Annotated in this window: 11 protein-coding genes; all 11 read left to right on the plus strand. The window is 31.5% G+C overall.

Going from position 1 to position 12,299, the window contains the following annotated elements:
- Positions 1 to 72 precede the first annotated feature (72 nt).
- The 11 genes from GFJ41_RS08125 (at position 73) to eno (ending at position 12,100) form a co-directional block, all read left to right on the plus strand.
- On the plus strand, positions 73 to 1,191 hold the full coding sequence (locus GFJ41_RS08125; protein WP_170075056.1) for an N-acetyldiaminopimelate deacetylase: 1,119 nt from the start codon (positions 73 to 75) through the stop codon (positions 1,189 to 1,191).
- 72 nt (positions 1,192 to 1,263) lie between these two features.
- Positions 1,264 to 1,518 carry an alpha/beta-type small acid-soluble spore protein gene (locus tag GFJ41_RS08130; protein WP_052169209.1) on the plus strand — a complete coding sequence of 85 codons (255 nt, stop codon included), beginning with the start codon at positions 1,264 to 1,266 and terminating at the stop codon, positions 1,516 to 1,518.
- Positions 1,505 to 2,251 (plus strand): class I SAM-dependent DNA methyltransferase, encoded by a 747-nt coding sequence (locus GFJ41_RS08135; RefSeq protein WP_170075057.1) that lies wholly within the window; start codon positions 1,505 to 1,507, stop codon positions 2,249 to 2,251. Before GFJ41_RS08130 ends, GFJ41_RS08135 begins: the two co-directional genes overlap by 14 nt.
- A 34-nt stretch (positions 2,252 to 2,285) precedes the next feature.
- The gene (gene hslO / locus GFJ41_RS08140; RefSeq protein ID WP_170075058.1) at positions 2,286 to 3,167 is read left to right on the plus strand and encodes an Hsp33 family molecular chaperone HslO; all 882 of its coding nucleotides are present in this window, start codon (positions 2,286 to 2,288) and stop codon (positions 3,165 to 3,167) included.
- A gap of 107 nt (positions 3,168 to 3,274) precedes the next feature.
- The gene (gene rpoN / locus GFJ41_RS08145) at positions 3,275 to 4,621 is read left to right on the plus strand and encodes an RNA polymerase factor sigma-54 (protein ID WP_035117097.1); all 1,347 of its coding nucleotides are present in this window, start codon (positions 3,275 to 3,277) and stop codon (positions 4,619 to 4,621) included.
- 144 nt (positions 4,622 to 4,765) lie between these two features.
- The gene (locus GFJ41_RS08150; RefSeq protein WP_035117096.1) at positions 4,766 to 5,788 is read left to right on the plus strand and encodes a sugar-binding transcriptional regulator; all 1,023 of its coding nucleotides are present in this window, start codon (positions 4,766 to 4,768) and stop codon (positions 5,786 to 5,788) included.
- A 58-nt stretch (positions 5,789 to 5,846) separates the two neighbouring features.
- Positions 5,847 to 6,854, plus strand: a complete 1,008-nt coding sequence (gap, locus tag GFJ41_RS08155) for a type I glyceraldehyde-3-phosphate dehydrogenase (RefSeq protein ID WP_021430348.1) — start codon at positions 5,847 to 5,849, stop codon at positions 6,852 to 6,854.
- Between the two features lie 239 nt (positions 6,855 to 7,093).
- Positions 7,094 to 8,293 (plus strand): phosphoglycerate kinase, encoded by a 1,200-nt coding sequence (locus GFJ41_RS08160; protein ID WP_170075059.1) that lies wholly within the window; start codon positions 7,094 to 7,096, stop codon positions 8,291 to 8,293.
- Between the two features lie 113 nt (positions 8,294 to 8,406).
- Positions 8,407 to 9,153 carry a triose-phosphate isomerase gene (gene tpiA, locus GFJ41_RS08165; RefSeq protein ID WP_021430225.1) on the plus strand — a complete coding sequence of 249 codons (747 nt, stop codon included), beginning with the start codon at positions 8,407 to 8,409 and terminating at the stop codon, positions 9,151 to 9,153.
- Positions 9,154 to 9,168: 15 nt separating this feature from the next.
- Positions 9,169 to 10,698: a 2,3-bisphosphoglycerate-independent phosphoglycerate mutase gene (gpmI, locus tag GFJ41_RS08170; RefSeq protein ID WP_170075060.1), complete on the plus strand. Its 1,530-nt coding sequence runs from the start codon at positions 9,169 to 9,171 to the stop codon at positions 10,696 to 10,698.
- Positions 10,699 to 10,807: 109 nt separating this feature from the next.
- Positions 10,808 to 12,100 (plus strand): phosphopyruvate hydratase, encoded by a 1,293-nt coding sequence (gene eno, locus GFJ41_RS08175; RefSeq protein WP_021434089.1) that lies wholly within the window; start codon positions 10,808 to 10,810, stop codon positions 12,098 to 12,100.
- Positions 12,101 to 12,299 lie beyond the last annotated feature (199 nt).

Raw genomic sequence — 12,299 nt, forward strand, 5'->3', positions numbered from 1 at the left:
CTAATAGCAATACAAAGCGCATATATATTGGGTATAATAAAAACATATAAATTGATAATAAAGGAGATTTGTATGAACAATATATGTAATATAAAAGAGTGCATGAAAAATAATAGAAAAGAATTACATGTACTAGCTGAAATAGGAAATCAAGAGTTTAAAACTAATAAATATATAAAAGATTATTTAAATAATATAGGTGTAGAATATGAAGAAATGTTAGACACTGCTGTAGTTGGAATTATAAAAGGGAAAAATCCTAAAAAAACTATAGCTTTTAGATCGGATATGGATGCTCTTACATTAGGGGAAAAAGCTATGCACTTATGTGGGCATGATGGACATATGAGTATATTACTTGGATTAGTAACATACTTAAATGAAAATAGAGAAAACCTGATGGATAATATAGTATTTATATTCCAACCAGCAGAAGAAGGTCCAGGAGGAGCTAAACCATTAATCAACGCAGGTATCGTAGAAAAGTATAAAATAGATGAAATATATGGTCTTCATATATATCCAGAAATACCTGAAGGTTATGTAGGGACTAGACCAAATTACTTCTTAGCTCAAGTTGGAGAATTAGACATAGATATTATTGCTAAAAGTGGTCATGGAGCTATGCCTCAAAATGGAATAGATGGAATAGTTTTAGCTTCTAGCTTTATTAGTAGCTTACAGACAATAGTATCAAGAAATATAAGTCCACTAGATAATGCTGTACTTACTATAGGTAAGATGTATGGAGGGACTAGAAGAAATATAATAGCTGAAAATATTAGAATAGAAGGTACTATAAGAGCTTTTAAACCAGAGGTATATGAAACTATTAAAGAAAGAATTAGAGAACTAGCAAAAGGATATGAAGTGGCTTATAACTGTAAGATAGAAGTAGAAATAAGAGATGACTATCCAGCTGTTAATAATAATGAAGTTTTATTTGAAGAATTTGAACAGGCTATAGGAGCAGATAAACTTATCAAGCTAGAACCTATAATGATATCAGAAGATTTTTCTTACTATCAACAAGTTCTTCCAGGTTTATTCTTCATGCTAGGTGCAAGAAATGAAGAAAAAGGATTTGTAAATGGACTTCATAGTTTAAACTTTAATTTTGATGAAAGCATATTAGGAAATGCATTAGATGTATATATCAAGTTATTAAAATATAAAAAATCAATATTATAATACTAAATCACTCCTCAATTTTGTATAAATTTTGTTCATATGACAAAAATATAAAATAAAGGAGTGATTTTTATGAATTATAAAGATATTGATATAAATAAGCCAAGAGAGAAAAGTGCAACTAAGAAAAAGAAAATATTGACAGATGATGATATAATGAAATATGAGATAGCATCAGAACTTGGTCTAATGGATAAAGTTTCTGAGCTTGGTTGGGGAGGTTTAACAGCCAAAGAAGCAGGGCGTATAGGCGGTATGTTAACATCTCGTAAAAAGAAAAAGAAAAAAATGGAAAAGGAAGAAAATAAAGACGATGGATCAGTATAGAGATTTTGCATTTGTATATGATGAACTTATGAATGATGTTGATTATGACAAATGGGTTAAATATATAGAAGATATAATAGACAACGAAAATGTAAAAGTTAAAAATATACTAGAACTAGCATGTGGAACAGGAAATATAACTATTCCTCTAGCTAAAAAAGAATACGATATAGCTGGAATTGATATATCTGCAGAAATGTTAGGTGTAGCTAGAGAAAAAGCTGAAAAACAAGGAATAGAGCTTGTATTATTACAACAAGATATAGCTGAACTTGATTTTGATATAACAGGTTTAGATTGTGTTTTATGTGCTTGTGATGGATTCAACTATATAACTTATGATGATGATTTACAAAATGTTTTTGATACAACTCATGAGTTATTAAAAGAAAATGGAATATTCATATTTGACATAAGTTCATATTATAAATTAGCCAATATATTAGGTGGTAATATATATGGTGAAAATAGAGAAGATGTATCTTATTTATGGCAAAATTATTTTGATGAAGAAGAAAACTTATTAGAAATGGAATTAGCATTTTTCATAAAAGGTGAAGATGGAAGATATGATAAGTTTGAAGAGGTACATCAGCAAAGAGCATATACAGAAGATGAAATAGTAGAAATGCTTCAAGAATCAGGTTTTAAAGATGTAAAAGTTTATGGAGACTTTACACTCAATAAACCAAGCGATGATTCGGAAAGAGTATTTTTTATTTGTAAAAAATAGACAGAAAGTTTTAACGTGATTGGAGGAAAATATTATGAAGGATTATGTTTTAAGAGCAACAGCTGGAGATGGACAGGTAAGAGCTTTTGTTGCAACTACTAGAAATATGGTAGAAAGAGCTAGAGATCTTCATAAGACAAGTAAAGTTGCTACAGCTGCTTTAGGAAGAACACTAACAGCAACATCTATGATGGGTCTTATGATGAAAAACGATGGAGATAAAATAACAGTTATAATAAAAGGTGGCGGACCTATAGGAAGTATATTAGCTACAGCTAACTCTAAGGGGATAGTAAAAGGGTACGTTGATAACCCAAATGTTGTAGTAGAAGATTATGAAAATAGTAAGTTAAATGTTGCAGCTGCTGTTGGAAGTGAAGGAACAGTAAGAGTAACAAAAGACTTAGGATTAAGAGAACCTTATAATGGTTCATATCCTATGGTTAGCGGAGAAATAGCCCAAGATTTAACATATTATTTCGCAGTATCAGAACAAACTCCATCAGTAGTAGCACTAGGAGTATTGACAAAAGAAGAAGAAGTTGAATATGCAGGTGGATTTATAGTTCAATTAATGCCAGATGCAACTGAAGAAACTATATCAAAATTAGAGTCTAACGTTGCTAACTTAGATTCTATAACAAATATGTTAAAAGAAGGAAAAACTCCTGAAGATATACTTAATATAGTACTTGATGGATTAAACCCTCAAATTCTAGATAAGTGTGATGTTGGATTTGAGTGTGAATGCTCTAAAGAAAGAGTCGAAGGAGTTTTAATATCTATAGGACAACATCAATTAGCTGAAATAATAGAAGAAGATAAAAAAGCTGAAATAGGATGTCAATTCTGTAACTCAAAATACATGTTTGATGAAGATGAATTAAAAGCTATATTAGATAAAATGAACAAGTAATGAAATAATAAATAAAACCCTTTTGCATAAGAGTCATACCAAGTGGTAGAATATATTTATGCGAAAGGGTTTTTTTGATTGAAAAAATAAAAGCGGGGTGAAAAAATTTGAACTTTAACAACAGGCTAGAATTAACTCAATCTCAAAAGCTGGTGATGACTACACAGCTAAAACAGTCATTAGCAATACTCAATATGAGTAAAGTTGAATTAGAAGAAGAAATAAGAAAAGAATCAGAGGAAAATCCCTTATTAGATATAGAACGAAAAGAAGAAATAGACTGGGAAGCTTATGTGAAAAATATGGACACCGGATATAAAAGAGAAGTAAATTATAATCCAGATAATGATTTAAATTTAGAAAATATGATAAAAGAAGATGTTAATTTATACGAACACTTAAGTCTTCAAATAGGATTATATAAAATTAGCGACTTAGAAAAAGAAGTCTGTAATTACATAATTGACAGCTTAGATGAAGATGGATATCTAAGGTTTTCAGAAGAAATAATGTTAAATGAGTTAAAAGAGTTAAATGTAGATGAAGATACATTTTTAGAGTGTTTAGAAAAAGTTCAGCAGCTAGATCCTATAGGAGTTGGGGCTAGAGATTTAGTTGAATGTCTAATCTTACAAATTGAAAATTCAGGAGAATATGATGAAGATTTAATAAATATAATCAAAGAAGATTTGGACTTAATAGCTTCTAATAAAGTTAAGGAAATAAGCAAAAAACATAAGATTCCGATGCAAAGATGTGTTAATTTAGTTCATAAAATCAAGTCATTGGATCCGAGACCGGGTAGATTATGCTGCAGTGAGAAAACGGTATACGTGCAACCTGATGTTATAGTTGAAAAAATTGATAATGAGTTTATAGTTTATAAAAATGAAAAAGATTCTTATATGTTAAAGATTAATAATTTTTATAAAGAAGTGCTTAGAAATACATCATCAGATAATGATGCTAAAGAATTTATAAAATCAAAATTAAATTCTGCTACTAGCTTAGTAAAAAATATACAAAGCAGAAACCATACAATACTTAAAATTGCAGAAACAATAGTTTCTTGCCAAGAAGAATTTTTTAATAAAGGACCACAATTTATAAAACCACTAAAATTAAAAGATATAGCTCACATAATTGACTGTCATGAATCTACAGTAAGTAGAGGAGTAAATGGAAAATATATGTTAACTCCATTTGGAGTATACGAATTTAAATACTTCTTTAGTAGTGCCATCGAAACACAAAATGACGAAATGGCATCTAGCACCAGCATAAAAAAAATAATAAAGGAAACAATAAAGTCTGAAAATAAGAAGAAACCGTTAAGTGATGAGCAACTATCTAAAATTTTAAAGGAAAGCGGAATTTCAGTAGCTAGACGTACTGTAGCCAAGTACAGAGAAGAGTTAAAGATACCTTCATCTAGTAAAAGAAAAGAGTATTAAAATAATTAAATATAAAAAAATTTTAAAAACTATTGAAATTAATAAGGATTTCCTATAAAATAAAATTAACTTGTGGGACTAAAATATGAACAAGGGACATAAAATGTCCCTGAGATAAGAATTATATTGAAGGAGTAACTTTTAATGAATGACTTAATTAATATACAAAAGAAACTAATTCCACAGGTAATAGAAATCATGGAAAGAAGATATTCTATATTAAGACAGATATCTTTAAGTGAACCAATAGGAAGACGTACATTATCAAATATGCTAGAGATTAGCGAAAGAATAGTTAGATCAGAGACAGAAGTCTTAAAAGAACAAAATCTAATAAATGTAGCCGTTTCAGGAATGACGGTGACAGAAGAAGGATTAGAACTTTTAGATCAACTAAAAGATATTATGAATGATGTTATGGGTCTTTCACAGCTACAACATAGAGTTAAAGAGAAATTAGGAATTAAAAAAGTTATAATTGTTCCTGGTGACTTTGAGAAGAATGAGAGCTTATTAAAAGATGTAGCAAAACAAGGTGCTGAATACTTCTTAAGTATACTAAAAGACAACAGTGTCGTAGCAGTAACAGGTGGAAGTACTATGCTAGAGTTTGCCAACAGTTTAAAAAGCGACAAAAAATACAATCAAACGACTATAGTTCCTGCTAGAGGAGGAGTCGGAAAAGATGTAGAAACTCAATCGAATAACATAGTAGCTATATTAGGAAAAAAATTAGGAGCACATTACAAATTACTTCATGTACCAGATGAACTAGGTGTAGAAGCAATGAAAACGCTTAGTCTAGAACCAGAAATACACAAAACATTAAATTTTGTTTTAAACACAGATATACTTGTATTTGGAATTGGAAGAGCAGATGAAATGGCTACAAGAAGAAAATTACCAAAAGAGCAAGTTGAAGAAATTTTATCTAAAGGAGCTGTAGGTGAAGCATTTGGATATTATTTCAACAAAAATGGTGAAATAGTATATGAATTAAATACTGTAGGAATAAAATTAGAAACATTTAAATCTGTAAAAAATAACATAGCAATATTTGCAGGATCAAGCAAAGCAGAAGCAGTTACTGCAATATCTAAGTTAAATGACAATATGGTCATAATTACAGATGAACAAAGTGCTTATAAAATATTAGAAGTAAATTAGTTAATAACTAGCAAAGCTAGCTAAATATACACACATTTATATTAGGGAGGCAAACATAATGGTTAAAGTAGCAATTAATGGATTTGGAAGAATAGGTAGATTAGCTCTAAGAAGATTAATGGAGCAAACAGATAAATTTGAAGTAGTAGCAATAAATGACTTAACAGACGCTAAGACATTAGCTCACTTATTCAAATATGATTCAGCTCAAGGAAGATTCAACGGTGAAATAGAAGTTAAAGAAGGAGCTTTCGTAGTTAACGGACAAGAAATAAAAGTTACTGCTGAGAGAAACCCTGCAGACTTACCTTGGAAAGAATTAAACGTTGATATAGTATTAGAGTGTACTGGATTCTTCACTTCTCAAGAAAAAGCTGGTCTTCATTTAGAAGCTGGAGCTAAAAAAGTTGTTATATCAGCACCTGCAACAGGAGACTTAAAAACAGTAGTATTTAACGTTAACCATGATATATTAGATGGAAGCGAAACAGTTATATCAGGGGCTTCTTGTACAACTAACTGTTTAGCACCAATGGCTAAAACTTTAAATGATAAATTCGGATTACAAAAAGGATTCATGACTACAATACATGCATACACTAATGACCAAAATACTTTAGATGGTCCTCATGCTAAAGGAGATTTAAGAAGAGCTAGAGCTGCTGCTTCTAACATAGTTCCTAACACTACAGGAGCTGCAAAAGCTATAGGTTTAGTTATACCAGAATTAAAAGGTAAATTAGACGGAGGAGCTCAAAGAGTTCCAGTTATAACTGGTTCTTTAACTGAATTAGTTTGTACATTAGACAAAAATGTAACTGTAGAAGAAATAAATGCTGCAATGCAAGCTGCTGCTAATGAATCTTTCGGATACACTGAAGAGCCATTAGTATCTTCAGACATAGTAGGAATAGAGTTCGGATCATTATTCGATGCAACTCAAACAAAAGTTATGGAAGTAAACGGAGAGCAATTAGTTAAAGTTGTTTCTTGGTATGACAATGAAATGTCTTACACTTCTCAATTAATAAGAACTTTAGGATACTTCGCTAACTTAGCTAAGTAATTCGTATAAATAAAAATATACAGGCTTTAAAAAAGTCCGGGTTTGTAGTTTAACACTACGGGCTCTGGACTTTTTTACGATTATAGATCGTACTAGACAAAAATTTGATTATAAATCAGCAAAAATAAGTATATCAAGAAAAGCAGATTTTTTTATAAATGTGACATACTTTATTGGTCAAAAAGCATAAATATGATATACTGATTTGTGGAAAACATTTTTTGAGAGGAGATAGTACCATGTCAATGCTTAATAAGAAAACGATAGAAGATATAAATGTGTGTGGTAAAAGAGTTTTAGTTAGATGTGACTTCAACGTACCTTTAAAGGATGGGGTTATAACTGATGAAAATAGATTAAACGGAGCTATGCCTACTATAAAATACTTAGTAGACAACGGAGCAAAAGTTATATTATGCTCTCACTTAGGAAAACCAAAAGGTGAAGCTAAGCCAGAATTATCTTTAGCACCAGTAGCTAAAAGATTATCTGAAATGTTAGGTAAAGAAGTAGTATTTGCAGCTGACGAAAACGTTGTAGGGGAAAATGCAAAAACTGCTGTAGAAAAAATGGAAAACGGAGATATAGTATTATTAGAAAATACTAGATATAGAAAAGAAGAAACTAAAAATGAAGAAAACTTCTCTAAAGAGTTAGCTTCATTAGCTGAAATATTTGTAAATGATGCATTCGGAACTGCTCATAGAGCTCACTGTTCAACAGTTGGGGCTGGAGAGTTCTTAAATGAAAAAGTTTGCGGATACTTAATACAAAAAGAATTAAAGTTCTTAGGAGAAGCTGTAGCTAATCCAGTAAGACCTTTCACTGCTATACTAGGAGGAGCAAAAGTTTCTGATAAGATAGCTGTTATAAATGAATTATTAGAAAAAGTAGACAACCTAATAATAGGTGGAGGAATGGCTTACACATTCTTAAAAGCTCAAGGATACCAAATAGGAACTTCATTAGTTGAAGAAGATAAGGTAGAATACGCTAAAGAAATGATGGAAAAAGCAAAAGCTAAAGGTGTTAAATTATTATTACCAATAGATAATGCTGTTGCTAATAAATTTGCAGATGTTGCTCCAGTTATAACTGAAGATGCAAACATACCAGAAGGATTCATGGGACTAGATATAGGACCAAAAACTATAGAAGAATACGTAAATACAGTAAATGCTTCTAAAACAATAGTATGGAATGGACCTATGGGAGTTTTCGAATTTGAAAACTTTGCAAAAGGAACATTAGCTGTTGCTAAAACTATGGCAGCTTTAGAAAATGCTACAACAGTAATAGGTGGAGGAGACTCTGCTGCAGCTGTTAACCAATTAGGATTTGGAGATAAGATGACTCACGTTTCTACAGGTGGAGGAGCTTCTCTAGAATTCTTAGAAGGTAAAGACTTACCAGGTATATCAGCATTAGACAATAAATAGGCCTTAAATTTTATCAATAATTATATATATAGTTTACAGTAGATAAAATTGATTTTATCTACTGTAAACAAAAAAAGTACTATATTCAATTTATAGTAATGGAGGAAGTAAAAATGAGAAAACCTATAATAGCAGGAAACTGGAAAATGCACAAAACTATAGCAGAAGCTGTAGAGTTTGTTAATGAGATAAAAGGAAAAGTAAATAATACAGATGTAGAGGCAGTTATATGTGCTCCTTTCACTTTATTAAAAGATTTAAAGGAAGCTACAAAAGGAACTCCTATAAAAATAGGTGCTCAAAATATGCACTATGCAGATAACGGAGCATTTACAGGAGAAATATCTGCACCTATGTTAAAAGAATTAGATATAGATTATGTAGTATTAGGACATTCTGAAAGAAGACAATACTTCAATGAAACTAACGAAACAGTAAACAAGAAAGTATTAAAAGCTTTAGAAGCTGGAATAGATCCAATATTATGTATAGGTGAAACTTTAGAAGAAAGAGAAGCAGATAAAACTAAAGATGTTTGTAAAGTTCAAACTGAAAAAGCTTTAGAAAATGTAACTGCAGAAGATATGAAAAAAGTTGTTATAGCTTACGAGCCAATATGGGCTATAGGAACTGGAAAAACTGCAACTGCTGAGCAAGCTAACGATGTTATAGCATATGTTAGAGAAGTAGTTAAAGGATTATATGGAGAAGAAATATCAGAAGAAGTAAGAATACAATACGGAGGAAGTGTAAAACCTTCTAATGTATCAGAAATAATGAACCAAACTGATATAGATGGAGCTTTAGTTGGTGGAGCTAGTCTACAACCAGCTGACTTCACAGAACTTGTTAATTTCTAAGGAGTGAAAAAAGACATGAAAAAACCAGTAGCATTAATAATAATGGACGGTTTTGGATGTAGTGAAGTAAAGATAGGAAATGCAGTAGCAAGTGCAAAAACTCCTAACTTAGACAAATTACATGAAAACTACCCTCATACTTTAATACAAGCTAGTGGCCTTGATGTTGGTCTTCCAGATGGACAAATGGGTAACTCAGAAGTAGGGCACACTAACATCGGAGCAGGAAGAATAGTATATCAAGATTTAACTAGAGTTAGTAAGGCAATAGAAGATGGAGAACTTTTCAAAAATGATGTCTTATTAGAAGCAATGAAAAATGGGAAAGAACATTCACTTCATTTAATGGGATTACTATCTAATGGAGGAGTTCATTCACATATAGACCATTTAAAAGCTTTAATAAAAATGGCTAAAGAAAATGGTGTTGAAAATGTATATGTTCATGCATTCACAGATGGTAGAGACACTGATCCAAAGAGTGCTTTAACATTCATCGAAGATGTTGAAAAATACATGCAAGAAGTAGGAGTGGGGAAATTTGCATCAGTATCTGGTAGATACTATGCTATGGATAGAGATAAAAGATGGGAAAGAATACAACTAGCTTATGACGCTATGGTTGATGGAAAAGGCGAAACTGCTACTTCTGCAAAAGAAGCAGTAGAGAAAGCTTATAAAGAAGATAAGACTGATGAATTCGTACTACCAACTGTAATAGTTGAAGACGGAAAACCAGTAGGTCTTATAAAAGAAAATGACTCTATAATATTTGGTAACTTTAGACCAGATAGAGCAAGACAAATAACAAGAGCATTAGTTTGCGATGAATTTGTTGGATTTGAAAGACCATGTATGAAAACTTACTTTGTTTGTTTAACTACATATGACATAACTATAAAAAATGTACACGTAGCATTCAAACCACAAAGCTTAGAAAATACATTAGGAGAATATTTAGCTAAAAACGGTAAGACTCAATTAAGAGCTGCTGAAACAGAAAAATATGCTCATGTTACTTTCTTCTTTAATGGTGGAGTTGAAGAACCAAACAAAGGTGAAGATAGATTATTAGTACCATCTCCAAAGGTCGCAACATATGATTTACAACCTGAAATGAGTGCTGATGAATTAACAGAAAAAATGTTAAAAGCTATAGATGAAGATAAATATGACTTTATAGTACTAAACTATGCTAACCCAGATATGGTTGGACATACTGGAGTTATAGAAGCAGCAGTTAAGGCTGTAGAGGAAGTTGATAAATGTGTTGGACAAGTTACAAATAAAGTTTTAGAAAAAGGTGGAGTAGCTTTAATAACAGCTGACCATGGTAATGCAGAATTAATGCAAGATCCAGAAACTAAAACAACTATAACTGCGCACTCAACTAACCCAGTACCATTTATGGTTGTTGGTGATGAATACAAGTCTTCTAAACTTAGAGAAGGTGGAAGATTATCTGATATAGCACCAACTGTACTTGGCATAATGAATTTACAAAAACCAGAAGAAATGACTGGAGATTCATTAATACAAAAGTAATGTAATTTTACAAAAGATTACATTAAATACTATTAATTACCAATATTTATAATATAATATAGATATATATTTAAAACTTTAATATATAAACTTGAAAGGAGACATAATTATGTCATTAATCGATTTAGTATACGCTAGAGAAGTATTAGATTCAAGAGGAAACCCAACTGTAGAGGTTGAAGTAGTATTAGAAAGTGGAGTAACTGGTAGAGCTATAGTTCCATCAGGAGCATCAACAGGAGCTTTCGAAGCAGTTGAGTTAAGAGATGGAGATAAAGGAAGATACTTAGGAAAAGGTGTTGAGAAAGCTGTTGACAACGTTAACGAAATAATAGCACCTGAATTAGAAGGTATGGATGCAACAGACCAACCTGGAATAGATGGATTATTAATAGAATTAGATGGAACTCCAAACAAAGGTAAATTAGGAGCAAATGCTATATTAGGTGTTTCTATGGCTGTAGCTAGAGCTGCTGCTGAAGAAGTTGGTTTACCATTATTCCAATACATAGGTGGAGTAAATGCTAAGCAATTACCAGTTCCAATGATGAACATACTAAACGGTGGAGAGCATGCTGATAATAACGTAGACGTTCAAGAGTTCATGATATTACCAGTAGGTGCTAAATCTTTCAGAGAAGGATTAAGAATGGGAGCAGAAGTATTCCATTCATTAAAGAAAGTTTTAGGTGAAAATGGATTAGCTTGTGGTGTTGGTGACGAGGGTGGATTCGCTCCAAACTTAGATTCAAACAGAGCTGCTTTAGAATTAATAGTTGAAGCTATATCAAAAGCTGGATACGAGCCAGGAAAAGACGTTATGTTAGGTCTTGACGTTGCAGCTACAGAAATGTATAACAAAGAAACTAAAAAATACGTTTTAGCTGGAGAAGGAAAAGAATTAACTTCTGCTGAAATGGTTGATTTATATGAAGATTGGGCTAACAACTTCCCTATAATAACTATAGAAGATGGATTAGACGAAGAAGATTGGGATGGATGGAAAGTATTAACTGACAGATTAGGAAACAAATTACAATTAGTTGGAGACGACTTATTTGTTACTAATACTGAAAGATTAGAAAGAGGAATAGAAGCTGGTGTAGCAAACTCTATATTAGTAAAAGTTAACCAAATAGGTACTTTAACTGAGACTTTAGATGCTATAGAAATGGCTAAGAGAGCTGGATACACTGCAGTTATATCTCATAGATCTGGAGAAACTGAAGATACTACTATAGCTGACTTAGCAGTAGCTGTAAATGCTGGTCAAATAAAAACTGGTGCTCCATCAAGAACTGATAGAGTTGCTAAGTACAACCAATTATTAAGAATAGAAGAGATGGTAGGGGAGTCTGCTAGATACTGCGGATTAAACTCATTCTATAACTTAAAGAAATAACCTCAAATTATATAGATAAATGCTAAAAAAGAGTCTTAGTTTACTAAGGCTCTTTTCAGTTTTATAAACTTTTAGAGGGTCCTCGGGTGAATCTGTTAGTTTCGCTTCCAAAGCTGAAAAGATGCTTTAAAGGGCGCTGAAACTAACATATTCACCCTTCGGACGCTTGGTGAGATGAAAAGAAGTTTCGTTTCCAAAG

It is taken from the genome of Paraclostridium dentum, assembly GCF_012922555.1.
In the GTDB taxonomy this organism is placed as follows: Bacteria; Bacillota; Clostridia; order Peptostreptococcales; family Peptostreptococcaceae; genus Paraclostridium; species Paraclostridium dentum.